A 24286-nucleotide genomic window follows, 5' to 3' on the forward strand; every position below is an offset into this window, starting at 1 on the left:
CGCACCGGGCCGCGGATCACGAGCTGGCGGCGGCCACCGCCGTCGCCGTACCAGCGGCGACCACCGCCGCCTGGACGGCCTCCCACGCCTTGCGCGCCGCCTCGCCGCCGACGTCGCCCTCGGCGACCCGCTTGCCCCGGGCGCGCAGCTCGCGGTTCGGCAGCCCGGTGCCCGGCAGCACCTTGGGCAGCGCGTCGACCGCCGAGAGCAGCGCCACGACGGACGCCTCGTGCGGGGTGGGCGCACGTCCCGCCACCAGCACCTCGTGCAGCCCGCGGCGGACCTCCGCCTCGTGCAGCCCGTCGACCGCCGGCCACGAGGACGTCGGGAAGATCCCGAGGACCCGCCCCTCCTGCGCCCGCAGCACGCCGCGCTCGACGAGCCGCGCGTAGAGCCGCTCCCGCAGGCCCTTGCGGATCCGGTCGAGCACCGCGGCCGGCGACCCGTTGCCGGCGCCGACGCGCGCAAGGGCCTCGTCGAGGACGTCGTCGCCGACCGCGGGCCCGGGGACGACCTGCAGCGTCGTGCGGCGCAGCACGCCGTCGGCGGTCACGGCCTCCAGCCGCCCGGCGGCCGCGAGCTCCGCGATCACCGCGCCCGCCACGGCGATGTCACGGCGGGTGCCGTCGACCAGGGACCTCCCGGTGGTGTCGTCGGTGAGCAGCAGCAGGACGTCCTCGGCCATGAGCATGCGGCCACGGTAGTGACGCGCTGCGGCGGACGCATCGGCCGCGGGGCGGAGAGCGCGGCGTCGTGGCGCACCCCCGCGGCGGTCCCGGCCGTGCCTCGCTACCGTGGCGCGATGGCCGACGACGAGGTCCCGCTGCCCCCCGCGGAGGAGCCCGCGCCGTTCACCCGCGGCGCCACGGTGGCCATCCGCAGCGTGCGGGACCACGGGCCCCGCCACGGTGTCGCGGTCGGGTTCGCCGTGGCCGGCACCGTGGTGCGGGATCGCGACGACGTGGTCGTCGTCGCGACCGCCCCGGGCTCTGACGTGCGCGTGCGGGCGGGCCGCGGCGACGGACCGAACGGCCGCACCGTCCTGCCGGCGGCGTGGGACGGCACCTACGAGGAGCGGGTGTGGCAGGGGGCGACGGTGGTCCGGGTGCACCGGCGCGGTGACCGCTGGTCCGTGTGGCGGTGGCACGACGGCGAGCGGTGGGGCGACGTCTGGTACGGCAACCTGGAGTCACCGTGGCGCCGCTCGGCGCTGGGGTTCGAGTCGCAGGACTGGGCGCTGGACGTCGTCGGGCGCGGCGACCCCACGGGCGACGCGTGGCGAGTCGGGCTCAAGGACGAGGACGAGCTCGCGTGGATGGTGCAGCGCGGGTACGTCACGGAGCAGCAGGCCGCGCACGTCCACGACGTCGGCGCGCACCTGCTGCGGCGGGCGCGGGAGGCGCGCTGGCCCTTCGACGCCGACTGGGACGCCTGGCTGCCGGAGCCTGCGTGGGGAGCCGTCGCCCTGCCCCCGGGGTGGGACCGGTTGCCCACGGGTCGGCGGGAGGCGGAGCCCCGGGCGTGAGGCGTGCCAGGGGGCGGTGCTGACGGGGGTGCGGCGGCGCGCCCAGGACCTCAGCGGCGCCGCGGTCACCCGGTTCGCGGCAGCGCACCCGGAGTCCGTGCGGAGCGTCACGGCGGTGGAGACGGGCCTGGCCGGCTTCGGCCTCGAGGCGCCGGACCGCCTGGCCGAGGCGCTGCTCCGCTTCGTCGCCGACCTGGACGCGCAGGCGGCCGGACGCACGGCCGGCGGCGCGGACCGCACGGCGACCGAGCCCGCCCGACCGTAGGGCGTCGCACGGGCCCGGCCGCCACGGCGGGGGGCGGCGCCGGGCCCCTGGTCCCGGCGCCGCACCGACTCACTCCGTCGGCGGCTCGTCCTTCCCGGCCTCCTCCGCGGCGTCCGCCTCCTCCTTGGTGGCGTGCACGGCGCCGTCGGCGTGCTCCGGCGGGCCGTAGACCGTGTAGAGGATCAGCGGGTTCTCGCCGGTGTTGAGGAAGTTGTGCGTCCGCCCGGCCGGGACGACGACCAGGTCGCCCTGGGCGACGTTGCGCTCCTGGCCCGAGACGACCGCCTTGCCCGTGCCGGAGACGAACGTGAGGATCTGGTCGATGTCCTCGTGGACCTCCTCACCGATCTCCCCGCCCGGCGGGATCGTCATGATGACGAGCTGGGTGTGCTTGCCGGTCCACAGCACGCGCCGGAAGTCCGGGCTCTGCTGCGCGACGGTCGCGATCGTCCAGTGCTCCACGGGTGTCTCACCTCTCGCTGGGGGACGGTGTCGCTGGTCATCCTGCTGCGGGCGACGTCATCGCGCCTGCGGAACGGGAGGTCTGTGGGGGGATGTCCGTCGTGCGCGCGTCGCCACCGACCCCTCGTGCGGCGCGCTACGGTCCCGTCCCGTGACGATCGAGGACGAGGCCGGCGGGACGGACCCGCCCGAGGCGACAGCGCTGCTCCTGGCACGCCTGCACGCGGCCGGGCTGACGGACGTCGTCGCGGTCGAGCACGCGGCCGGGGGCCAGGCGGCCGTCGCGGGCCTGGCACGCCGCGGCGACGGTACGTCGGTGTTCGCCAAGGGGTTCGTCGAGTCCCCGTCGGACGACGCGTTCGCCGCGGAGGCCGAGGGCCTGGACGCCCTGCGCACGCTCGGCGGGGCGGTGACGCCCGAGGTCGTGCTCGTCGCAGCGGACCTGCTCGTCCTGCAGTCGCTGCACCCCCGCCCGGCCGACGCGTCCTTCTGGGAGCGGTTCGCGCACGTCCTGGCGCGCCTGCACACCACGACGACGCACCACCGCTTCGGCTGGCACCGCGACAACTGGCTGGGCCGCCGCCGGCAGGTCAACACGTGGCACGACGACGGGTTCGAGTTCTTCGCGCAGCACCGGCTCCTGCGGTGGCTCGACGAGCCGCGCGTGGTCGCCGCGCTCGACCCCGCCGACCGCGACGCGCTGGAGCACCTGTGCGCGCGGCTGCCCGAGCTGCTGCCGGCGCGCCCCGCCTGCCTGGTCCACGGCGACCTGTGGGCGGGCAACGTCATGGCGACGGCCGACGGGACGCCCGCCCTCATCGACCCGGCCGTCTCGTACACGTGGGCGGACGTCGACCTGGCGCACGTCTGGACGACCGCACCACCGCCCGAGGCCGACCGCTTCTTCGGTCGCTACGCCGAGCTGACGGGCCTCGACGACGGCTGGCGCGAGCGGATGCCGGTCGTCCAGCTGCGCCAGCACCTCGCCGTCGTGGCCCAGTTCGACGACGACTGGGGCGCGGCCGACACCCTGCGCGCGACGCTCGCGCCGTTCCGCCGCCGAGCCTGAGGCGACGTCGTCCGTCCGTGCGGCGCGCCCAGCCCCCACCGGTCCTGGGTCACCGCCGGAGCGACCACCGCCGGCGAGCGGTGCGGGCGTCCTGCGCGGGCGTCTCCCCCAGCGCCATCACGAGGTAGACGACCCCGGCGACCACCGCTCCCGGCGCGGGTGCCCGCGGGTGCTCCGACGCGGCGAGGCACACGTCCGCCTCGAACCCCGCGGTCCGCACGCGCGCGACGTGGAACGTCCCGCCGGTGAGGGCCGTGCGGTGGGTCCGCGAACGCAGCACGGTGCCGTTCAGCCGCGCGTACGCCTCGGCCCCCGCCGGGTCGCCGAAGACGCCGTACGAGATGAACGACTCCGCGCCCATCCGCGGCGGCCAGGGCCAGCCGTGCTCGACGTAGTGCGGGGGCGGCTCACCGTGGTCCTCCTTGTCGGGGGCCAGCAGCGAGGCCGACGACGAGATGAACGCCTCCTCGTCCGGGAGGACCTGGACGTCCGAGCCGAAGGCGATGATCGCGGCACGACCACCGGGCGGGACGGACTGGTCCAGCAGGGCCGACTGCTCGACGTCCGCAGCGAGCGCGGTGACCTTCTCACCGCCCTGCAGGACGTCGGCGCTCCACACCTGCTCGTTGAGGTGGCTCAGCGACCCGACCTCCGCACCCGCCTCGGCCGCGAACGACGGGGTGACGGCGAGGACCCGCCGCTGCCGGTCGACCTCCAGGACGAGCCGGGCACCTCCGTCGTCCTGCCAGCGCATCACCCTGATGCCGTCCCGCTCACCGAGCGGCGTCGCGGCCGTCGCGGCCGCCGCCACGATGCGGTCGAGCTCACCCGGTGCCGTGGCGTCCAGACCGATGCAGGTGAAGTTGGCAGCCATGGCGCGACAGTAGGGGGTCACGGTCCCCCGAGGAGGCGTTTTCTCCGACTCCCCGCTCGCGGCGCGACGTCAGGTCGCCGGACGCAGCCGCTGGTGCCGCAGCGTGGCACCGGCGAGCAGCAGTCCCCAGACGAGGAACCACGGCTCCCACAGCAGCAGCCGCCAGCGCAGCGCGCGGGCGGACAGCGCCTCGTCGGGCACGACGGCGTGCGCCGCGACCAGCACCAGGGACGTCACCTGCAGCAGGCCGTAGACCACGAGGACGGCAGCTCCCGCCCAGCCCAGCGCCAGCAGCGGCCGGCGGGGGAGGCGTCGGCCCCACGGCTGCACGAGCGCCAGGGCGAGCACGCCGCCGGCGACCTTGAGGACCAGCGCGACACCGTTGGCCGCCAGCAGCGCCGGGTCGCGGGCGCGCCCCAGACGCTCGACGGCACCCCCGAGGGTGTCGAGACCGAGCGTGCTGCCCGTCGCCCACACCAGGCTGACCGCAGCGAACGCGAAGGCCGCGACGACCGCACCCCACGCCACCCACTCGGGCGGCACCCACGCCCGACGCTCGGGACCCATGCCTCGTCACGCTACTCACGGCCCGTGCCGCACGCAGCGCACGCGGCAGGTGGCGACGGGGCCGCGGTCGACCCGGCCGGGGCTCCACGCCGCCCCTGGCTTCTGCGGGGACGATCTGGGCAGATCGGGACGCCTCTCAAGATGCTCAGCCTGCTGACTGTTGTCACTCTGGTGACATGGAGACCTTGAACCCCGCCGCAGCAGTCGGCCGTACCACGTCCCAGGACCGGGTCCGTCAGGTCACGGTCCTCGTCGGCGCCGCGATCGCCATCGTCGGTGCCACCGTCGGCTCGGGCGCGTTCGGCGGGCAGCCGATCGCCGAGGCCGCGGGCGGCTCCCTGTCCGCCACGGCGACGCCCGTCGCCCCCGACAGCCCCGCCTTCTCGATCTGGTCCGTCATCTACACGGGCCTGGCGGTGTTCGCGATCGTCCAGGCGCTGCCCCGCCAGGCCACCGACCGGCGGCTGCGCGCGATCGCCTGGTGGGTGCTGGCGTCGATGCTGCTGAACGCGCTGTGGATCGCGGTCGTCCAGGCCGGGTCGGTCGGCGGCAGCGACGTCGTCATCATCGTGCTGCTCGCGGTGCTGGCCACCATGTTCGTCAGGCTCGTCCGGATGGACCACACCACGACGCTGCCGTCCGTGGTGACGGACGTGACCGTCGGGCTCTACCTCGGCTGGGTGAGCGTCGCGACGCTCGCCAACACCGCCGCGTTCCTCGCGATCGCGGGCGTGGGCGAGCTGGGCCTCGGCGCCACGGGCTGGTCCGTCGTGCTCGTCTCGGCCGCCGCGCTGCTCGCGGTCGCGTACGGCGCCTACGGCCGCCGCCGCCCCGCCGTCGTCATCCCGGTCGGGCTGGCGATGGCCTGGGGCCTGACGTGGATCGGCATCGGCCGCACCAACGGCCCGCTGGTCGACGAGACGGTCGCCACGGCCGCGTTCGTCGCCGCGGGCGTCGCCTTCGTGGCACCGGTCGTCGCCGTCCTGGCGGCGCGGCGCCGCCACTGAGCCGCGTCGGCGGGCCGCGGAGGGGCGGCCCGCCGACGCACCCCGGGCCTCAGCGCGCGACGACGACCGGCGACGGATCAGGAGCGGAACGGGAACCGGAACGGGATCGGGATCCCCCCGCAGCAGCAGACGCCGCTGACGTCGGACTGCGCGAGCATCGTCGCCGCCCGGCAGCAGGCGACGAGCTGCACGACCGCCGGCACCACCGCACGGGCGACCCCGCGGCTGCGCACGGCCTGCCGGACGACGCCGGAGCACGACGCGTCGCCGTGGGCGACGCGGTAGGCGCAGCTGAAGCCCTTGCGGGGCGAGACGGACCGCTGGTACGCGGCGATCAGACGGTCGACGACGGTCGCTGCGGAAGTCATCGCCACAAGGTAGGTCGGGTGCGCGGGGTGCGCGCGGCGAGCCCCCGCCGCTACGGTCGCCGCGTGGCCACCTACCCGGCAGCGGACGGTGCCGGGCTCACGTACGACGCCCACGGCCCCGCCGACGCCCCCGTCGTGATCGCGCTGCCCGGCGGGTCCGCGCGCGACCCCGCGTACCTCGGTGACCTGGCCGGCCTGGCCGGGGCCCGGCGGCTCGTCGTGCCCCACCCGCGCGGCGTCGGCCACTCCCCGCTGGACCCCGCCCACGCCTCGTGGTGGGCGCAGGCCGGGGACGTGCAGGACCTGCGCCTGCACCTGGGTGCGTCGCGCGTCGTCCTGCTGGCGCACTCGGCGGCCGCGCGCCAGGCGGTGAGCCACGCGCTGCGGTTCCCCGGCCTGGCCGGGCTCGTCCTGGTCACGCCGTCGGCGGCGTCGCTGGTGGACGTCACCTCGGACGCGGAGGCGGTGGCCGCCCGCCGCGCGACCGACCCGGTGTTCCGGGCGGCGGTGGCGGCGCTCGAGGGCGGCGCCGGCACGAGCAGCGCGCAGGCCTACGACGCGTGGCAGCACGCGGGTGCGCCCGCCGGGTACGCCGCGTGGGGAACCGCGGAGCGGGCGCACGCCGCGGCCGGCCGGTGGCACCTGGCAGCCGCCCGGGCGTACCTCGCGGGACCGCCGCCCGACGACCTGCGTGCGGGCCTGCCGACGCTGACCGTCCCCACGCTCGTGGTCGCCGGCGCCGAGGACGCCCTCACCGGTGTCACCGCGCCGGCCGCGCTCGCCGCCGCGCTGCCCGCCGGTCGGCTCGTCGTGCTGGAGGCGTGCGGGCACTACCCGTGGGTGGAGCAGCCCGCCGCGTTCCGGGCCGTGGTCGACCGCTTCCTGGCCGAGGTGCTGCCCGGCTGACGGCCGTCGGCGGACGGTGCGACACCCCCGGGACGACCGGCACCGATCGGTCCCCCGGTTCCGGCCCCACGGAGCACCGCCGACCACTACCTTCTGCCCATGCAGCTCTTCCGGCGCCGCAGGCCCGCGCCCGTCCCGTACCCCACGGGCTCCCCCGAGGACCTGTCCGCGCGCTGGCTCCGCTGGGTCGCGGGCCAGGACTGGGCGACCTCACCGGTCGCCGACCTCAACGGTGAGCACGCCGGCCGGGACCAGCCGGACGACGTCTGGTTCCTCGCCGGGACGTTCGGCGGGGCGGTGCAGCGGGACTGCACGGTGCCGGCCGGGCGGCCGCTGTACGGCCCGGCCGTGAACATGTGGGGGCCGGCGGGCGACGGTGCGCCGGTGCTGGGTGACGGGTTCGGCCGGATCACCGTGGACGGTGCGGACGTCGAGCTGCGGGAGGTCGTCGTCGACGCCGTGGACCTCGCCGGCTCGCAGGACAACCCGGTCACGCAGACCCACCGGATCGTCCCCATGGCGATGTGGGGCCTGTGGGGCCTGGTCCCGCCGCTGCCCGCCGGCCGGCACGAGGTCGTGATCAGGGGCGGCGACGGGCACGGGTTCACGGTCGAGGCGGCCTACACGCTCGACGTCGCCGAGGGCTGACGAGTGCACACCGACGCCCTCGCGCCTCACACGGTGAGCAGCACCTTGGTCGCCCGCCGCTCGTCCATCGCACGGTAGCCCTCGGCGGCCTGCTCCAGCGGCAGGGTGAGGTCGAAGACCTTGCCGGGGTCGATGGTGCGGTCCCAGATCCGCTGGATCAGGTCGGGCAGGAACCGGCGCACCGGCGCCGGGCCGCCGTGCAGGTGCACACCGGAGAAGAACAGCTCCTGGCCGGGCAGCGTGACGTCGTGCGAGACGCCGACGTACCCGACGTGCCCGCCGGGGCGGGTCGACCGGATGGCCTGCATCATCGACTCCTGCGTGCCGACGGCCTCGACCACGCTGTGCGCGCCCAGCCCGTCGGTGAGGTCCTTGACGTGCGCCACCCCCGCGTCGCCGCGCTCCTCGACGACGTCGGTGGCGCCGAACCCGCGCGCGAGCGCCTGCCGGTCGGCGTGCCGGGACATGGCGATCACGCGTTCGGCACCGAGCTGCCGCGCGGCCAGGACACCGAGCAGCCCGACGGCTCCGTCACCGACCACCGCGACCATCTTCCCCGGCCCCGCCTCGGCGGCCACCGCCGCGAACCACCCGGTCCCCAGCACGTCGGACGCGGCCAGCAGCGACGGCACCAGGTCCGGGTCCGGCATCCCCGGCGTCGCGACGAGCGTGCCGTCGGCCAGCGGGATGCGCGCGTACTGCGCCTGCGTCCCGATCATGCCCATCGGCACCCGCTGCACGCAGTGCGACTGGTACCCGGAGCGGCAGATCTCGCAGGTGTCGTCCGACGCGAAGAACGACCCGACGACGAACTGCCCGACCCGCACGTCGCGCACCTGCGCCCCCACCTCGCGGACGACGCCGACGTACTCGTGCCCCATCCACGCGTGGTCGGCGGACTCGATCCCGCGGTAGGGCCACAGGTCGGAGCCGCAGATGCAGGTCGCGGTGACCTCGATGACGGCGTCGGTCGGTTGCTCGATCCTCGGCTGCTCCCGGTCGACGACGCGGACCTCACCGGGTCGTTCCATGATGACTGCGCGCATCGCGGCGCCCCCTGCCGGCTGGTGGTGGCGGATCCGGACGGTCCCGCCGTCCCCAGCATGCGGAGGCGGGGCGCACCCCGCACGCGGCGGGGCGCACCCGGGGGTACGCGGCCGGGCCGCGAGGTGGTGGACCGTCAGGTGGTGCGGACGTCAGGTGGCCGGGAGCCCGAGCCCCGCGAGCCAGTGCCGCAGCAGCGCGGCGACCAGGTCGGGCTGCTCGTGCAGGAGCGCGTGGCCCGCGCCGTCGGCCACCGTCAGCGAGGCGCGCGGGTAGACGTCGAGCAGGCGCACGGCGTCGGCCCACCCCACGGACGCGTCGTGGCGGCCCGCCAGGACCAGCGTCGGGTAGGGCTGCGGCGCGTCGGCGTCGGGGGCGTCGCGCAGCTCCCAGCGCCCGTACACCTGGCCGAACCCCTCCTCGTCGCACAGCCGGGCGCCGGGCAGCACATGGTCCCGGTAGGCCCGCGCGGTGCGAGCGGTGCGCACGACGAGGTACTCCTCGAACCCCGGGACGTCGGCACGGTCCAGGACGTCCGCGGCACCGGGCTCGTCGTGCAGCACCCGGTGCGGCGGGACGTCCCGGGCCCTGCGGCCGGCCGGGCAGACGAGCGCGAGGCCGGCGACCCGGTCGGGCCGCCGGGCGGCCACGGCGCGCGCCAGGTACCCGCCCAGGGAGTGCCCGCCGATCACGAACGGCCCGCCGCCGGTCACCCGGTCGACGAACCGCAGCAGCACCTCCACGACGTCGTCACCGCCGCCCAGGTGCGCGGGAGCGGCCGTGCGGCCGTGCGCGGGCAGGTCCGGGTAGACCCGCCGCAGCCCGTCGACGCCGGCGAGCACGGGCTCGAGCGCCCCGGCGACCTCGCGGTGGTCGACACCCGCACCGTGCAGCACCACGAACGGCACCCCGTCGCCGTGCTCGACGTGGTGCACGCGGACGCCCCCGACCTCGCGGTACACGCCGCCGACGCTAACCCGGCGCGTCCCGGCCCGCCGCCCGATGGCGCGACCGCACGCCGGGGGTCGACGATGGGGGCCGACCCGAGGAGGGCCCATGGACTCCCCCACGATCGGCGTGACCGGTGCCACGGGGCACGTCGGCGGGCTGGTCGCCCGGCACCTGGCCGACCGGGGCCTGCGACAGCGGCTGCTGGTGCGGGACCCCGCGAGCCCGCGCCTGCCGGACGTGGGCGCGGACGTCGAGCGCGTCGACTACGGCGACCGGGACCTCAGCACGGCCGCGCTGCGCGGCGTCGACGTCCTGCTCATGGTGTCCGCGAGCGAGAGCCGCACGCGCGCGGCCGACCACGAGACGTTCGTCGCGGCCGCCGCCGACGCGGGGGTGCGGCACGTCGTGTACACGTCGTTCGCGGCGGCGGCACCGGACGCGGTGTTCACGCTCGGGCGCGACCACTTCCGCACGGAGCAGGCGCTGCGGGCGTCGAGCCTGCGGTGGACGTTCCTGCGCGACACGTTCTACCTCGACGTCCTGGAGGACTTCGTCGGCCCCGACGGCGTGCTGCGCGGGCCGGCCGACGGCGGACGGTGCGCGTTCGTCGCCCGGTCCGACGTGGCGCGCGTCGCCGCGACGGTGCTGGCCGACCCCGCGCCGCACGTCGACCGTGCGTACGACCTCACCGGGCCGCGGGGACTGACGCTGACCGAGGCCGCCGCCACGATCAGCGCCGTGCGCGGCACGCCCGTCACGTTCCACGACGAGACGCTCGAGGAGGCGTACGCGTCACGCGCGTCGTACGGCGCCCCCGACTGGCAGGTCGACGCGTGGGTGTCGACGTACACGGCCATCGCGAGCGACGTCATGGCGGAGCCGAGCGACGCGGTCGAGCGGATCACGGGCACGCCGCCGGCCGACCTGGAGACGGTGCTGCGGGCGCGGTGACCGCCCCGGCGCGCGGCCGCCGTGCCGACGGGCTACGGCCCGGTAGCCTCGACGGACGTGAGCACCGTGCACCCCGAGGCCGAGCAGTTCCTGCGCGACTACCTGCGTTCCGCCACCCCGGAGCAGCGGCACACCTTCGTGCGCCGGGCCAACTACGACACCGGTGAGGCGCTCGTCCGGTTCGTGCTCGACGACCCGACGACCGACCGCGCCAGCGCACTGGCCGCCTACTGGATCCTCGGCGCCGGGTACTACTGCCGGTACGCGTCGGCCGACGAGGTGCCCGAGCCCGACCGTCCGACCTGGGAGCTGCTGCGCCTGATCGAGGAGCGCTACGCCGCGGGGTACTGGGCGGACCACGGCATCGGGTTCGACCCCACGGACGACGACGAGATCGACTGGACCGAGGGCGAGGGCGACGACCCCGAGCCGTACCCGGTGCCCGACGTCATGCTGCGGGCGGTGCCCGGCGGGCTCGTCGACGACGAGGACACCGAGGACGGCCTGCCGCTGGACGTGCACCTGCGCTACAGCGCGCTGCTGCGCGGCTGACGACGCCGCCCGTCACCGACACGGCGGGCGGTCTCGAGCGCGCCGGACGGGCTCCCGGGGAGTTCACTGGGGTGTGCCCGGTCGTCGACGAGGGGGAGGCCGATGGGCGGACCGGTGGTCGACGTCCGGGGGCTGCGCAAGTCGTTCGGCCGGTTCCGCGCGCTCGACGGCCTCGACCTGCGGGTCGAGGCCGGCCACGTGCACGGCTTCCTCGGCCCCAACGGCGCCGGCAAGTCCACGACGATCCGCGTCCTGCTCGGGCTGCTGCGCGCCGACGGCGGCACCGTCCGGCTGCTCGGCGGCGACCCGTGGCGGGACGTCGTGGCGCTGCACCGACGGCTGGCGTACGTCCCGGGCGACGTCTCGCTGTGGCCCGGGATGACCGGCGGCGAGGCGATCGACCTGCTCGGAGCGCTGCGCGGCGGGCTCGACGAGCGCCGCCGCGCCGAGATGGTCGAGCGCTTCGAGCTGGACCCCACCAAGCGGGGGCGGCAGTACTCGACGGGCAACCGGCAGAAGGTCGCCCTGGTCGCGGCGCTCGCGTCCGACGTCGAGCTGCTGGTGCTCGACGAGCCGACCAGCGGGCTCGACCCGCTCATGGAGAACGTCTTCCAGGAGGTGCTCGCCGAGGCCAGGAGCCGCGGGACGACCGTGCTGCTGTCCAGCCACGCCCTGGCGGAGGTCGAGACGCTCGCCGACCGGATCAGCATCGTCCGCGACGGGCGCGTCGTGCGGTCCGGCACCCTGGCCGACCTGCGCGGGCAGACCCGCACGACGATCCACGCGACCCTCACGCGCCCGCTCCCCGTGCCCGCCCCCGCCGTCCTGCGCGACGTGCACGTGGACGGTGCCCGGATCACGGCGCACGTCGAGACGCCGCGGATCGGCGAGGCCCTGGCCGTGCTCACGGTGCACGGGATCCGCTCGCTCACCGTCGCGCCCCCGTCGTTGGAGAGCCTGTTCCTGCGGCTCTACGGCGACGACGGCACCCCGGCGCGATGAGCACCGCGGCCGCCTCCCTCACCGGGACCCGTCCGCTGCTGCGCGTCGCGCTGCGCCACGAGGGCCGGCTCCTCGCCCCCTGGGTGCTGGTCGTGACGCTGCTGTCGGCGTCGTCGGTGGTCGTGTACCCGTTCGTCTTCCCGGACCTGGCCGCACGACGCGCGCTCGCCGGGGCCGTCGAGGCCAACCCCGCCCTCGGGCTGGTCTTCGGCCCGGCGTTCGACCTGACGACGGTCGACGGGTTCAACGCCTGGCGCACCCTGGCCCTCGGCGGGTTCTTCGTGGCGCTCGGGGCGGTGCTCTCCGTGACGCGCACGACCCGCGGCCAGGAGGACTCCGGTCAGGCCGAGCTGCTCGCGTCGGGGGTCATGGGCCGCTCGGCCCGGCTGCTGACCGGTGTGGCCGTCGCGCTCGTCGGGTCGCTCGCCGCAGGGGTGGTCGCCGGCGTCGTCACGGGTCTGTGCGGCGGCGCGTGGGAGGCGTCGCTGCTGCTCGGTGCCACGTACACGGCGAGCGGCTGGATGTTCGCGGCCGTGGCCGCGGTCACGGCGCAGCTCGGGTCCGACGCCCGCACGGCGAACGCGCTGGCGGTCGGCACCCTGGGCACCCTGTTCCTCGCCCGCGGGTTCTGCGTCTCCCTCGACGCGCCCGTGTGGACCGTCCGGGCCAACCCGCTGGGCTGGATGCTCGAGACGCGACCCGCGTCGGGCGACCACTGGGCACCGCTGCTGCCGGCGGTCGCCTTCACCGTCGTCGTCGTCACGGTCGGCTTCGCCCTGCAGGCGCGACGCGACGTCGGCCAGGGCGCGATCGCCCAGCGCCCGGGCCCGGCGCGCGGACGGGTCCGCGGGCCCCTGCTGCTCGCCCTGCGGCTCAACCGGGCGCCGATCCTCACGTGGGCGGTCGCGTTCCACCTGCTGGGCCTGGTGTTCGGGTACTTCACGACGTCGATCACGGACCTGGTGGCCGGCAGCACCGGCGTGCAGCAGGTCCTCGCGTCCGGCGCCACCACGCCCGAGCAGCTCACGGGCGCGGTCGTCCGCACCCTGCTGAGCCTCGTCGGCATCATCGCCGCCGTGCCCGGCATCCAGATCGTGCTGCGGGTGCGCGGCGAGGAGCTGGAGGGCCGCGTCGAGCCGCTGCTCGCCGGTGCGCTGCCCCGCGCCCGGTACTACGCGAGCCACGTGGCCGTCGCGCTGACCGTCGTCACGGGGTACCTGGTCGGCGCCGGGGTCGTCGTGGGGCTCATGGCCGCCCGCGCCGACCTCACGGTCGGGCTCGTCGACGTCGTCGAGCAGACCCTGGCCACGGTCCCGGCGGTGTGGACCGTGGTGGCCGTGGCCGTGGCGGTGGTCGGGGCGCGGCCCGTCGTGAGCCTCGCCGCCTGGGGGGCGCTCGTCGCGTCGTTCCTGCTGACGCTCCTCGGCCCGACCCTCGGGCTCGACGACCTGGTGCTCGGCATCAGCCCGTTCTGGCACGTCCCGGACACGACGGCCCCGAGCCCCGACCGGTCGGGGCTGGGGTGGCTCGCGCTGGTGACGGCCGTGCTCGTGGCCGTGGGGTTCGTCGGGTTCCGGCGACGCGACCTGGCACGCTGACGGGTCGGGGGCAGGACCGCGCGTCGTGTCGAAACGCCGCGGGCCCGCGCGCGTCGACGGTCGTCGACGCGACGGGCGACGGTCCGGCCCTGCGGACGGACGGGCCCTTCGTGGAGACCACCGAGTACGTCGCCGGCTTCTGGGTGGTCGACGCCGCCGACCACGCCACCGCGCTCGCGCTCGCGACCGCGGCGTCCCGGGCCTGCCGGCGGCGGGTCGAGCTGCGCCCGTTCCTCTGACGTCGGTCGGGCCGGACCGGGGCGTCAGCGGCAGCCGACGCGCTCGGTGTCCAGCGTGATGTCGTCGACCCACAGGTCGTAGCGCCCGGGCACGGAGCCGCCCTGGTACAGCTGCCAGCCGATCCGCACCGTGTCGGCCGCCGGCAGGACGAAGTCGGTGTCGGCGCCGCCGTGCTGCGTGGTGGTCACGGTCAGCTCCGGTTGCGGGACGCCGTCGAACCACACGGCCACGCGGTTCTCCGGGGCGTACCACTCGAACTCGACGCACTGCCAGCGGTCCTCGACCGTCGGTGCGGACTCCTGCCAGCTCGTCCAGTCACCGGTCGGGCCGCCGTCGGCGCCGATGCCCCAGAACGTGGCGTCCGGGCCGACCGTCGGGGCGAACTGCCCGCCGAGCGGCCGCACGACCTCGTCGGAGCCGGAGCCCGTGACCTCGACCAGCGTGAAGTGCGCCCAGTCCGGTGCCGTCGGGAAGTCGTCGACCTTGACGCGCAGCCGGCCGTAGAACGTGTTGCCCGGGGCGGCGAAGTCCGTGACCTCGAGGAACGCCTGCCCGTTGTCCTCGGTGTGCACCCGCATCACCTTGCCCGCGCGGCCTGCCCGCTCGACGGACAGCGTGCCGCGGCGGGTGTCGACGCCCCAGTCCAGGCTCACCGGGCCGCCGAGCGGCTGCGCCTCGAAGTCCTCGCAGAACAGCGCGTCGGTGCGCGCGCACGGGCCGCGCTGACCCGGCCCGTGCCCGTGCCCACCCCCGGCGGACGCGACGGGTGCCAGGACGAGCGTGGTCGCGGCGACCGCCGCGACGGTGACCAGGGTCCGGATCGTCCTCATGCGCGCACCAGCCGTTCCGTCGGGTGTGGATGCCCGGATGCTAGGCAGCGCGGGCGCCCGCGGTCCCGCCCCGAAACGATTGGCCGCCGCAAACCCGTGGTGCCGGCGGGCCGGCGCCCGAGCGGCGCCGGCCGGTCCGTCAGGACGACCAGGGCACCTCGAGGTCGAGGACCCACGTGACGCCGACGCGGTCGGTGAGCATCCCGTACAGCGGCGACCAGGCGGCCGCGGCGAGCGGGACGCGGACGTCGGCACCCGCGGCCAGCGCGTCCCAGTAGCCCCGCAGCTCGTCGGCGTCGGTGCCGCGCACGGAGACGTAGACCGGGTTGGCGCCGGGCTCGTACGCGGTGTGCGCGGGCACGTCGTAGGCCATGACGCGGAACCCGGCGGGCGAGGCGACCTGGCCCCACATGACCTGGTCGGCCTCGGCCGGGTCGGTGACGGCGCCTGCCTGGGCGTACGTGACGGCGGTGACGTCACCGCCGAAGACGCCGCGGTACAGCTCGAGCGCCTCGGCGGCCCGGCCGCGGAAGTTCAGGTGGGTCGTGGTGGTGATGGTCATGGTGGCTCCTCGTGGTGACGTGCCGGGACCGTCCCGACACCCCGACGATGCCGGGGCATCAGGTCAGGTTCGGTCCTGATACGCGGCTAGGTTGGCGGCATGAGCACGTCGGGCACCACGACGGCACGGCTGCTGCGCCTGCTGTCGCTCCTGCAGACGCCGCGGGACTGGCCGGGGCCGGCGCTCGCGGGCCGGCTCGGGATCAGCGAGCGGACGGTCCGCCGCGACGTGGAGCGGCTGCGCGCGATGGGCTACCGGATCCACGCGGACCGCGGCTCGGCCGGCGGGTACCGCCTCGAGGCCGGCGCCGAGCTGCCGCCGCTGCTGCTCGACGAGGACCAGGTGACCGCCGTCGCGGTCGCGCTGCAGGCCGCGCCGCTGCTCGGTACCGACCTCGACGAGGCCGCCGAGCGCGCACTCGGCACGATCCGCCGCGTCATGCCGCCACGGCTGCGACGCCGCGCCGAGGCTCTGCGCTTCGAGACCGCCCCGGACGCCACGCGCCCGACCGGCCCCGTCGCGGCGGACGTGCTCCTGGCCCTGTCGGCCGCCGTCCGCACCCGGGAGGTGCTGCGCTTCGACTACGCGGGCGACTCCGCCGACCACGGACCCGTACCGGACCGCGCCGGCACGGGCCCTGCACGCCCGGCAGCGCCGCGCCGCACCGAGCCGCACCACCTCGTCGCCGCCCGCGGCCGCTGGTACCTCGTCGCGTGGGACCTGGACCGCGCGGACTGGCGGGTGTTCCGCGTCGACCGGATGACGCCCCGTACGCCCACCGGCCCCCGGTTCGCGCCGCGCCCCGTGCCCGGCGGCGACGTGCGCGCCCTGCTCGCGGCACGGTTCACGGGGGCGACGTCGGGCAGCGCGTGGCCGTGCCGCGGCTCCGTCGTGCTCGACCTGCCCGCCGGTGACGTCGCCCCGTTCGCCGGCGACGGCGTCGTCGAGGACCTCGGCGACGGACGCTGCCGGCTGGAGTCCGGGTCGTGGTCCTGGGCCGCGCTGGCGGCGGCCCTCGGACGGTTCGACGCCGACGTGCGCGTCGAGGGCCCGGACGAGCTGCGCGCCGCGTTCGCGCGCCTCGCCCGGCGGTACGCGGACGCGGCGGCCCCACCGCCCACCCCCGGGCGCACGCACGCCCTGAGCGAACGCTGAGGAACCGCGCGCGACGCCAGGAATCGGGCAGGAGCAGGGCCGGTTGCAGGGGGGAACCGCTCCGCCGCTCCGACGAACAGGACCTGCCATGAGCTTCAGCACCTCCAGCGGCACCCGCGGCAAGGGCATGCCCCTCCCTGCGCCCGTCATGCGGCTCGTCAACCGCCTCGTCGCACGTCGCCTGCGCGCCACCGGCGGCCGCGGCTTCGCCGGCAGGATGAACGCGCTCGTCCTCACCACGGTCGGCGCCCGCAGCGGCGAGGAGCGCACCGTGCCGGTCGCGTGGTTCCCCGGCGACGACGGCACGTGGCTCGTCGTCGCGTCCGCCGGCGGCGACGCGCGCAACCCCGCGTGGTTCCACAACATCGCCGCCCACCCCGACCGGGTGCGCATCGAGGTCGACCGGCAGCACGTCGGCGTCACCGCCGAGCAGCTCCACGGTGAGGAGCGCGCGCAGGCCTGGGCGGGCATCGTCGCCGCCGCGCCGGGCTTCGCGGACTACGCCGCCGCGACCGACCGCGAGATCCCGGTCGTGCGGCTGGCACCGCGCACCAGGTCGGCGGCCTGACGACACCGGACGGCCCGGCGGCCTGCGGCGTCGCGACCGCCCGGTGGCGCTCGTCCACGCGTGCCGACAGCATCGGTCGTGTCCCTGAGAGCACGGGAGGACGCATGAGCACCTGGGCACCCGACGACCTGGCACGTCTCGGCGACGCGGAGGAGCTGCAGCTCGCGTCGTACCGTCCCGACGGCAGCCTGCGGCCGTACGTGACGATCTGGTGCGCGCGCACGGGCGACGACCTGTACGTGCGCTCGGCGTACGGCCCGACCAACGGCTGGTTCCGTCGCGCGCGGGCGTCGGGGAGCGGGCGGGTCCGCGCCGACGGCGTCGAGAAGGACGTGACGTTCGAACCGGCGCCGCCCGACGTGCACGCGGACCTCGACGCCGCCTACCACGCCAAGTACGACGCGCACGGGCCGGCGATCGTCGGCACGGTCGTCGGGCCGCAGGTGGTCGACGTGACGCTGCGGGTCGTGCCGCGCGACTGACCCGACCGGGCGCGCGGCTGCTCGGACGCGGCTGCTCGGCGTGCGGTCAGGCGTCGCGCGGGCCCGCGTGCCAGGGGTTCCGCTCGTCGGTCGCCGCCGGTCGCGACGCGACCGCCACGGCGTACGTGGGCCGGGCCCGGCCCTCGACGGTGCCGAGGTACGTGTGGCCGGTCATGTGGCACCAGACGGGCAGGTCGATGGGGGCCACGGGGTCGTCGGTCACCAGGTGCACGACCGCACCGGCGGGCAGCGTCGCCACGCGGTCCCGCAGCAGCAGCAGGAGCCGCGCGCACCCGAGGTCGCCGCCGTCGATGGTCAGCACGTCCCCCGAGTCGGCCACGGGCGCGAGCGTACCCGGCACCGGACGACCGCCCTGGTCGGGCGGCTGTGCGACCCAGCACCCGAAACTTGCGCGCGCTGCTCCGCCTCCCGAGCGCTCCATGAGACGAGCAGCGGGTGAAGGACGTAAACGATTAACCGCCCGGATTCCCCGTGAGGGGTCACGCTCCCACGCTGCAGACTGCGTCGATAACGGTATCGACCGGCTCGTACCGGTCGAACCGCCGTGGCAGGTTCAGCGGGCCCCGCGAGGGAGCGCGGTCCGCCCCGCCTGGCACCTCCACCCTCACGTACTGGAGCGCCTCCTGATGACCGACACTTTCGCCCCCGTCCGTCCCTCCCGGCGCCGCTCACTGCGCGCCGCCCTCGGCAGCGTCGCCGTCGGCGCACTCATGGCCGGCACCGTCGCGCTGGCGACGCCCGCCTCCGCGCTGGACGTCAACAGCAACCAGACCGGCACCAACGGCGGCTACTGGTTCTCGTTCTGGACCGACAGCCCCGGCACGGTCTCCGCGTCGCTGGGCAACGGCGGCCAGTACTCCACGAGCTGGCGCAACACCGGCAACTTCGTGATCGGCAAGGGCTGGTCCACCGGCACCGGCCGCGCCGTGTCCTACTCCGGCCAGTTCAACCCCTCCGGCAACGCCTACCTGACGCTCTACGGCTGGACCAACGGGCCGCTGGTCGAGTACTACATCGTCGACTCGTGGGGCACCTACCGGCCCACCGGCACCTTCAAGGGCACCGTCACCTCCGACGGCGGCACGTACGACATCTACGAGACGACGCGCGTCAACGCCCCGTCGATCGAGGGCAACTCCTCGACGTTCAAGCAGTTCTGGTCGGTGCGGCAGTCCAAGCGCGTCGGCGGCACCATCACCGCCCAGAACCACTTCAACGCGTGGGCGTCCAAGGGCATGCAGCTCGGCCGGCAGAACTACCAGATCATGGCCACCGAGGGGTACCAGTCCTCCGGCTCGTCCAACATCACGGTCTCCGAGGGCACCGCCGGCGGCGGCGGCAACAACGGCGGGGGCGACAACGGCGGCGGCAACACCGGCGGCGGCGGCAACACCGGCGGCAACAACAGCGGCAGCAACACGAACAACGGCTGCACGGTGAGCTGGACGCGGGGCGAGGAGTGGGGCGACCGCTTCAACGTCACCTACACCGTGTCCGGTCGGTCGAGCTGGTCCGTGACGGTGTACCCCAACACCGGGCAGTCGATCCAGAGCGCGTGGGGTGCCAACCGCAACGGCAACACCTTCACGTCCTCGGGCTCGAACAGCTTCGGCGTCACGTACTACAAGGGCTCGAACAACATCAACTACATCCCCTGGGGCATCTGCTCCTAGCACCGTCGGTCGGGACCGGGTGACCGGTCCCGACCGCACCGGACGCACCACGGCGCCCGTCGCGACGCGAGGAGACCTCCGTGTCGTGGCGGGCGTCGCCGCGTCCGCGCACCGGGACCGGCGACACCCTTTCGGGCTGAACCCCGAAACCTAAACGGTTCTGATCCTCTCCACGCCTGTCACCTGCGGTTCCGCAGGATCCACACTGGCCGGACCCGGTGCTGCGACGCCCACCAGCCGCGCCCGTGCGCACCCGGGACGTGCGTCGACGAGCGCCACCTCCACCCCGTCGGCCGCCCCGCACCCGCTCTCCCCGTGCTGCAACGAAGGAGCCCCTGATGCTCGACACCCTCGCAACGGCCGGGCCGGCCCGGAAGGGTCGCCGCACCGCGCGCGCCCTCCTGGGCGCGCTCGCCACCGCGGTGCTCGCCGCCGGAGGTGTGGCCGCGGCCGCACCCGCGACGGCAGCCACCGTCACCACCAACCAGACCGGCACCAGCGGCGGCTACTGGTTCTCGTTCTGGACCGACAGCCCCGGCACCGTCTCGTCCGGCATGAACGACGGCGGCAACTACACGACGCAGTGGCAGAACACGGGCAACTTCGTCATCGGCAAGGGGTGGCAGACCGGCACCGGCCGTGCCGTGTCCTACTCCGGCCAGTTCAACCCCTCCGGCAACGCCTACCTGACGCTCTACGGCTGGACCAACGGGCCGCTGGTCGAGTACTACATCGTCGACTCGTGGGGCACCTACCGGCCCACCGGCACCTTCAAGGGCACCGTCACCTCCGACGGCGGCACGTACGACATCTACGAGACGACGCGCGTCAACGCCCCGTCGATCGAGGGTGACAGCTCGACGTTCAAGCAGTTCTGGTCGGTGCGGCAGTCCAAGCGCGTCGGCGGCACCATCACCGCCCAGAACCACTTCAACGCGTGGGCGTCCAAGGGCATGCAGCTCGGCCGGCAGAACTACCAGATCATGGCCACCGAGGGGTACCAGTCCTCCGGCTCGTCCAACATCACGGTGTCCGAGGGCAGCGGCGGGAACACGGGCGGCAACACCGGTGGCAACACGGGTGGCAACACCGGTGGGAACACCGGCGGCGGGACGTCCAGCGGCTGCACGGTCACGGCGACGAAGGCCGAGTCCTGGTCCGACCGCTTCAACGTCACCTACACCGTCTCCGGTGCGTCGAGCTGGTCGGTCACCGTCAACCCCGGCTCGGGCCAGTCGATCCAGAACTCCTGGAACGCCACCCGCTCCGGCAACACGTTCACGTCGGCCGGCAACAACAGCTTCGGCGTGACGTACTACTCCGGCGGCAACAGCAGCACCCCGTCGGCCACCTGCACGGCGGCCGGGGGCAGCACCGGCGGGAACACCGGTGGCAACACGGGTGGCAACACGGGTGGGAACACCGGCGGGAACACCGGCGGGAACACGGGCGGCAACACCGGCGGCGGCACGCCGCAGAACTGCTCCGCCGGGTACGTCGCCCTGACGTTCGACGACGGCCCCAACTCGGGCACGACCAACCAGATCATCAGCGCGCTCAAGGCCGCGAACGCGACCGCCACCGTCTTCCCGACGGGCTCCAACGCGCAGAGCAACGCCTCCCTCATGCAGGCCTACAAGAACGCCGGCCTGCAGATCGGCAACCACAGCTGGGACCACCCGCACCTGGTGAACATGAGCCAGAGCGACGTCCAGTCGCAGCTGTCGCGCACGCAGCAGGCGATCCAGAGCACCGCCGGCGTCACGCCGACGGTCTTCCGGCCGCCGTACGGCGAGGTCAACGGCACCGTCAACAACGTCGCCGCTGGTCTCGGCCTGCGCGTCGTGACGTGGGACGTCGACTCGAACGACTGGAACAACGCGTCGTCGTCGAGCATCCGCCAGGCCGCCTCGCGCCTGACGAACGGCCAGACGATCCTCATGCACGACTGGCCGGCGGCCACCGTGCAGGCGCTGCCCGGCATCCTGCAGGACCTGCAGTCGCGCAACCTGTGCACCGGGCACATCTCGGCCTCGACGGGCCGGGCGGTCGCCCCGACCGGGACGTCGACCGGCGGTGACACCGGCGGCAACACGGGGGGGAACACCGGTGGCAACACCGGTGGCGCCTGCACCGTGACGGCGACGAAGGCCGAGTCGTGGTCCGACCGTTTCAACGTCACCTACACGGTGTCCGGCGCCTCGAGCTGGTCGGTCACGGTCAACCCCGGCTCGGGCCAGTCGATCCAGAACGCCTGGAACGCCACCCGCTCGGGCAACACGTTCACGTCGTCCGGCAGCAACAGCTTCGGCGTGACGTACTACTCCGGCGGCAACAGCAGCACCCCGTCGGCCACCTGCACGGCACGCTGACGACGCACCGCACCGACCGGGCCGCCCTCCCACCGCGGAGGGCGGCCCGGCCCACGCCAACCCGCGCCCCCACCGGCCCACCGGCCCGCCGTCCCACCCACCGCTGACCACTGGTCAGTTGGGGGCCCGGAACGGCCGGCACCACCTCCCAACTGACCAGTGGTCACAGCCGGGGCGACCCAACTGACCAGTGGTCACAGCCGGGCCGACCCAACTGACCAGTGGTCACAGCCAGGCCGACCCAACTGACCAGTGGTCACCAATGGCCGGCCCACGCACCTGCCTCGACCGGTCGATATCACCGGGACCCGATGCACCGCCGCCGCTACCGTCGGCGGATGGACCAGCGGACGCTCGACGCGCGCATCCAGCGCTACTACGGCGGGGACTTCGACGAGGCTGCACGGCTGACCACGGGAGCCGTCGGCCGCGCCGAGCTCGCACGCGTCCGCGAGGTCGTGAGCGCTCACCTCTCTCCGGGGTCCCGCGTGCTCGACGTGGGTGGCGGCGCCGGGGCGCACGCGACGTGGCTCGCCGCTGCCGGGCACGCCGTCACCCTCGTCGACCCGGTGCCGTCCCACGTGGAGTCCGCCCGCACGGTCGGCACGTTCACGGCCGAGCTGGGCGACGCCCGCGCGCTGGTCGCCGACGACGCGTCCTACGACGCCGTCCTGCTCGCCGGCCCCCTGTGCCACCTGGTCACGCGAGAGGAGAGGGTGCGCGCGCTGCGCGAGGCGGCTCGCGTCCTGCGTCCGGGCGGGTCGGTGTTCGCGGTCGGGATCTCGCGGACGATCGCTGCGCTCGACGCCGTGCTGCGACGCCGGTTCACCGGCCTGCCCGGGCCCGCGCTGGTCCACCTGCTCGAGACCGGTGAGGTGCTCGACGAGATCCGGAACCCCGAGGGCGAGTTCCCCGGCGGCCACTTCCACACGGGTGCCGAGCTCGTCGACGAGCTCGGCGCAGCGGGGTTCCGCGACGCGTGGGTCACGGGCCTGGAAGGCCCGGCGAGCCTCGCGCTCGAGCTCTCCGCACCTGACGACGACGTGGTGGACGCCGCGCTGCTGCTCGCACGACGAGCCGAGGGCGACCGCGGGGCCGCCGACGTCTCGAGCCACCTGCTCGGCATCGCCACCCGCTGACGGCGGCACCCGGTCGGCCCGGCCGTGCGCCCCCGTTCCGCGCTACCGTCGCACCAGCCACCGGGAGGACCCCGCGATGTACGTGCCCGTGTTCAACGCGCTCGACGACGCCGACGAGATCCGTGCGCTCGTCGCGGCGGCCGGTACCGCGGAGCTCGTGACCGTCGCACCCGACGGCTACCCGACGTCGACCCTGCTGCCGGTGGTGTGGGACGGCGACCGGCTGGTGCTCCACATGGCGCGGGCGAACCCCCAGTGGCGGAGCATCGGTGACGACTCACCCGCGCTGGCGGTCGTCACCGGGCCGCAGGCGTACGTGTCGGCGTCCTGGTACCCCAGCAAGGCCGAGCACGGCCGGATGGTCCCGACCTGGAACTACTCGGCCGTCCACCTGAGCGGCCGCGCGTCCGTGCGCACCGACGAGGCGTGGCTGCGCGAGGCGGTCACCCTGCTGACGGACCGCCACGAGGAGGGCCGGGCCGACCGCTGGCGCGTCACCGACGCACCGGCGGACTTCGTCACCCGGCAGCTGCGGGCCGTCGTCGGCATCGAGGTGCGGATCGAGCGCGTCGAGGCCAAGGCGAAGCTGAGCCAGAACCGCTCGGCGGCGGACCACGCCGGCGTCGTCGCGGGCCTGCGCACGCAGGACGACCCGCAGGCTGCCGCCGTCGCGACGGCGATGGACGCCCGCGGCGCCCGCGCCTGACCGGTACGTTCCGTCCATGTCGCGCACCTCGGCCGTCCCGGCACACCGTGGGGGCGGCACGTGAGCGCGCCCGTCACGCAGGACCGCTGGAACCACAACCTGCACTACCACCCGCTCGTCCTCGGCGCGGTGCCCGCGCACGCGCGCACGGCGCTGGACGTGGGGACGGGCGACGGGCTGCTCGCCGCCGACCTGCGACGCCGCGTGCCGCACGTGGTCGGCCTCGACCTGGACGCCGACGTGCTGACCCGCGCCCGGGCGGCGGGCGACGACATCGCGTGGGTGCGCGGCGACGCCCTGCGGGCACCCTTCCCTGCCGGGACGTTCGACGTGGTCGCGTCCGTCGCGGTCCTGCACCACCTGCCCGACCTCGCCGACGGGCTGCGCCGCCTGTCGACGCTGGTCGCACCGGGCGGTGTGCTCGTCGACGTCGGCATGGCCCGGTCGGTCGGCTGGCGTGACGCACCGTGGGAGGTGGCCGGGGTCGTGCAGCACCAGGTGCTGCGCCGGACCCGCACCTCCTGGGAGCACACCGCACCGACGGTCTGGCCCTGCCCGCACACGTACGCGCAGGTGCGGGCGATCGTGCGGGAGGTGCTGCCCGGTGCGCGCTGGCGGCGGCTCCCGCTGTGGCGGTACGCGATGGTGTGGACGAAGGACCCGGTCACCGGCTGAGAAGTCTCCGAACCGTTTCGGGCACTGCTCCTCGACGTGCTGTATCGCTACATTCGCCGGACCCGCGAACGTTC

General features: G+C 75.1%; 29 protein-coding genes. 19 read left to right on the plus strand and 10 right to left on the minus strand.

The window, feature by feature from the left end:
- Nucleotides 1-16: 16 nt before the first annotated feature.
- The gene (locus tag BMZ16_RS16065) at nucleotides 17-691 is read right to left on the minus strand and encodes a GOLPH3/VPS74 family protein (RefSeq protein ID WP_089802363.1); all 675 of its coding nucleotides are present in this window, start codon (nucleotides 689-691) and stop codon (nucleotides 17-19) included.
- Nucleotides 692-802: 111 nt separating this feature from the next.
- Between BMZ16_RS16065 and BMZ16_RS16070 the strand changes: the two genes are divergently transcribed.
- Nucleotides 803-1525, plus strand: a complete 723-nt coding sequence (locus BMZ16_RS16070) for a ribonuclease FAU-1 family protein (protein ID WP_143082866.1) — start codon at nucleotides 803-805, stop codon at nucleotides 1523-1525.
- A 16-nt stretch (nucleotides 1526-1541) separates the two neighbouring features.
- A complete protein-coding gene (locus BMZ16_RS19405) occupies nucleotides 1542-1790 on the plus strand; it encodes a hypothetical protein (RefSeq protein WP_089802367.1) in 249 nt (82 codons plus the stop codon).
- Between the two features lie 69 nt (nucleotides 1791-1859).
- Here BMZ16_RS19405 and BMZ16_RS16080 read toward each other — a convergent pair whose 3' ends face one another.
- Nucleotides 1860-2252, minus strand: coding sequence for a cupin domain-containing protein (locus BMZ16_RS16080; protein WP_089802369.1), 393 nt, complete (start codon nucleotides 2250-2252; stop codon nucleotides 1860-1862).
- Between the two features lie 151 nt (nucleotides 2253-2403).
- Here BMZ16_RS16080 and BMZ16_RS16085 point away from each other — a divergent pair, with 151 nt between their 5' ends.
- On the plus strand, nucleotides 2404-3321 hold the full coding sequence (locus tag BMZ16_RS16085) for a fructosamine kinase family protein (protein WP_255366757.1): 918 nt from the start codon (nucleotides 2404-2406) through the stop codon (nucleotides 3319-3321).
- Nucleotides 3322-3370: 49 nt separating this feature from the next.
- Here the strand turns inward: BMZ16_RS16085 and BMZ16_RS16090 are convergent, their stop codons facing one another.
- Entirely contained in the window at nucleotides 3371-4195 is an 825-nt protein-coding gene (locus BMZ16_RS16090; RefSeq protein ID WP_089802373.1) for a hypothetical protein, read from the minus strand.
- 69 nt (nucleotides 4196-4264) lie between these two features.
- A complete protein-coding gene (locus BMZ16_RS16095; RefSeq protein ID WP_089802375.1) occupies nucleotides 4265-4762 on the minus strand; it encodes a DUF3995 domain-containing protein in 498 nt (165 codons plus the stop codon).
- Between the two features lie 176 nt (nucleotides 4763-4938).
- On the opposite strand from BMZ16_RS16095, the gene BMZ16_RS16100 reads away from it, so the two are divergent.
- Nucleotides 4939-5769 (plus strand): TspO/MBR family protein, encoded by an 831-nt coding sequence (locus BMZ16_RS16100; protein WP_089802377.1) that lies wholly within the window; start codon nucleotides 4939-4941, stop codon nucleotides 5767-5769.
- A gap of 77 nt (nucleotides 5770-5846) precedes the next feature.
- Here the strand turns inward: BMZ16_RS16100 and yidD are convergent, their stop codons facing one another.
- Nucleotides 5847-6137 (minus strand): membrane protein insertion efficiency factor YidD, encoded by a 291-nt coding sequence (gene yidD, locus BMZ16_RS16105; RefSeq protein WP_089802911.1) that lies wholly within the window; start codon nucleotides 6135-6137, stop codon nucleotides 5847-5849.
- Between the two features lie 63 nt (nucleotides 6138-6200).
- On the opposite strand from yidD, the gene BMZ16_RS16110 reads away from it, so the two are divergent.
- On the plus strand, nucleotides 6201-7043 hold the full coding sequence (locus BMZ16_RS16110) for an alpha/beta fold hydrolase (protein WP_089802913.1): 843 nt from the start codon (nucleotides 6201-6203) through the stop codon (nucleotides 7041-7043).
- A gap of 99 nt (nucleotides 7044-7142) precedes the next feature.
- A complete protein-coding gene (locus tag BMZ16_RS16115) occupies nucleotides 7143-7691 on the plus strand; it encodes a hypothetical protein (protein WP_089802379.1) in 549 nt (182 codons plus the stop codon).
- 26 nt (nucleotides 7692-7717) lie between these two features.
- On the opposite strand, the gene BMZ16_RS16120 is transcribed toward BMZ16_RS16115, so the two are convergent.
- Entirely contained in the window at nucleotides 7718-8737 is a 1020-nt protein-coding gene (locus tag BMZ16_RS16120; RefSeq protein WP_089802381.1) for a zinc-dependent alcohol dehydrogenase family protein, read from the minus strand.
- Between the two features lie 150 nt (nucleotides 8738-8887).
- Nucleotides 8888-9697, minus strand: coding sequence for an alpha/beta fold hydrolase (locus BMZ16_RS16125; protein WP_255366758.1), 810 nt, complete (start codon nucleotides 9695-9697; stop codon nucleotides 8888-8890).
- Nucleotides 9698-9791: 94 nt separating this feature from the next.
- Between BMZ16_RS16125 and BMZ16_RS16130 the strand changes: the two genes are divergently transcribed.
- The 5 genes from BMZ16_RS16130 (at nucleotide 9792) to BMZ16_RS16150 (ending at nucleotide 14028) form a co-directional block, all read left to right on the plus strand.
- The gene (locus tag BMZ16_RS16130) at nucleotides 9792-10637 is read left to right on the plus strand and encodes an SDR family oxidoreductase (RefSeq protein ID WP_089802383.1); all 846 of its coding nucleotides are present in this window, start codon (nucleotides 9792-9794) and stop codon (nucleotides 10635-10637) included.
- A gap of 57 nt (nucleotides 10638-10694) precedes the next feature.
- Complete coding sequence (locus BMZ16_RS16135) at nucleotides 10695-11189, plus strand: DUF4274 domain-containing protein (RefSeq protein WP_089802385.1); 495 nt, start codon at nucleotides 10695-10697, stop codon at nucleotides 11187-11189.
- A 102-nt stretch (nucleotides 11190-11291) separates the two neighbouring features.
- Nucleotides 11292-12191, plus strand: a complete 900-nt coding sequence (locus tag BMZ16_RS16140; protein WP_089802387.1) for an ABC transporter ATP-binding protein — start codon at nucleotides 11292-11294, stop codon at nucleotides 12189-12191.
- Entirely contained in the window at nucleotides 12188-13789 is a 1602-nt protein-coding gene (locus BMZ16_RS16145; RefSeq protein ID WP_089802389.1) for an ABC transporter permease, read from the plus strand. Before BMZ16_RS16140 ends, BMZ16_RS16145 begins: the two co-directional genes overlap by 4 nt.
- Nucleotides 13714-14028 (plus strand): YciI family protein, encoded by a 315-nt coding sequence (locus BMZ16_RS16150; RefSeq protein ID WP_089802391.1) that lies wholly within the window; start codon nucleotides 13714-13716, stop codon nucleotides 14026-14028. Before BMZ16_RS16145 ends, BMZ16_RS16150 begins: the two co-directional genes overlap by 76 nt.
- A 24-nt stretch (nucleotides 14029-14052) precedes the next feature.
- Here the strand turns inward: BMZ16_RS16150 and BMZ16_RS16155 are convergent, their stop codons facing one another.
- The gene (locus BMZ16_RS16155) at nucleotides 14053-14859 is read right to left on the minus strand and encodes a hypothetical protein (RefSeq protein WP_089802393.1); all 807 of its coding nucleotides are present in this window, start codon (nucleotides 14857-14859) and stop codon (nucleotides 14053-14055) included.
- A gap of 139 nt (nucleotides 14860-14998) precedes the next feature.
- Entirely contained in the window at nucleotides 14999-15421 is a 423-nt protein-coding gene (locus BMZ16_RS16160; protein WP_089802395.1) for a VOC family protein, read from the minus strand.
- A 99-nt stretch (nucleotides 15422-15520) separates the two neighbouring features.
- Here BMZ16_RS16160 and BMZ16_RS16165 point away from each other — a divergent pair, with 99 nt between their 5' ends.
- The 3 genes from BMZ16_RS16165 (at nucleotide 15521) to BMZ16_RS16175 (ending at nucleotide 17626) form a co-directional block, all read left to right on the plus strand.
- Nucleotides 15521-16576, plus strand: coding sequence for a helix-turn-helix transcriptional regulator (locus BMZ16_RS16165; protein WP_089802396.1), 1056 nt, complete (start codon nucleotides 15521-15523; stop codon nucleotides 16574-16576).
- An 88-nt stretch (nucleotides 16577-16664) separates the two neighbouring features.
- On the plus strand, nucleotides 16665-17144 hold the full coding sequence (locus BMZ16_RS16170) for a nitroreductase/quinone reductase family protein (protein WP_089802398.1): 480 nt from the start codon (nucleotides 16665-16667) through the stop codon (nucleotides 17142-17144).
- 104 nt (nucleotides 17145-17248) lie between these two features.
- Nucleotides 17249-17626 carry a DUF2255 family protein gene (locus BMZ16_RS16175; RefSeq protein WP_089802400.1) on the plus strand — a complete coding sequence of 126 codons (378 nt, stop codon included), beginning with the start codon at nucleotides 17249-17251 and terminating at the stop codon, nucleotides 17624-17626.
- Between the two features lie 46 nt (nucleotides 17627-17672).
- Here the strand turns inward: BMZ16_RS16175 and BMZ16_RS16180 are convergent, their stop codons facing one another.
- Nucleotides 17673-17966 carry a sulfurtransferase TusA family protein gene (locus tag BMZ16_RS16180; protein ID WP_089802917.1) on the minus strand — a complete coding sequence of 98 codons (294 nt, stop codon included), beginning with the start codon at nucleotides 17964-17966 and terminating at the stop codon, nucleotides 17673-17675.
- A 307-nt stretch (nucleotides 17967-18273) separates the two neighbouring features.
- On the opposite strand from BMZ16_RS16180, the gene BMZ16_RS19980 reads away from it, so the two are divergent.
- From BMZ16_RS19980 to BMZ16_RS16205, 5 genes are all read left to right on the plus strand, one after another.
- Entirely contained in the window at nucleotides 18274-19320 is a 1047-nt protein-coding gene (locus tag BMZ16_RS19980; protein WP_089802403.1) for a glycoside hydrolase family 11 protein, read from the plus strand.
- 338 nt (nucleotides 19321-19658) lie between these two features.
- A complete protein-coding gene (locus tag BMZ16_RS19985; RefSeq protein WP_089802405.1) occupies nucleotides 19659-21692 on the plus strand; it encodes a glycoside hydrolase family 11 protein in 2034 nt (677 codons plus the stop codon).
- Between the two features lie 338 nt (nucleotides 21693-22030).
- On the plus strand, nucleotides 22031-22831 hold the full coding sequence (locus BMZ16_RS16195; RefSeq protein ID WP_177199746.1) for a class I SAM-dependent methyltransferase: 801 nt from the start codon (nucleotides 22031-22033) through the stop codon (nucleotides 22829-22831).
- 76 nt (nucleotides 22832-22907) lie between these two features.
- Complete coding sequence (locus tag BMZ16_RS16200) at nucleotides 22908-23537, plus strand: FMN-binding negative transcriptional regulator (RefSeq protein ID WP_089802409.1); 630 nt, start codon at nucleotides 22908-22910, stop codon at nucleotides 23535-23537.
- 60 nt (nucleotides 23538-23597) lie between these two features.
- On the plus strand, nucleotides 23598-24212 hold the full coding sequence (locus BMZ16_RS16205; RefSeq protein WP_089802410.1) for a class I SAM-dependent methyltransferase: 615 nt from the start codon (nucleotides 23598-23600) through the stop codon (nucleotides 24210-24212).
- Nucleotides 24213-24286 lie beyond the last annotated feature (74 nt).

This window comes from Cellulomonas sp. KH9 (assembly GCF_900114185.1).
GTDB lineage: Bacteria > Actinomycetota > Actinomycetes > Actinomycetales > Cellulomonadaceae > Cellulomonas.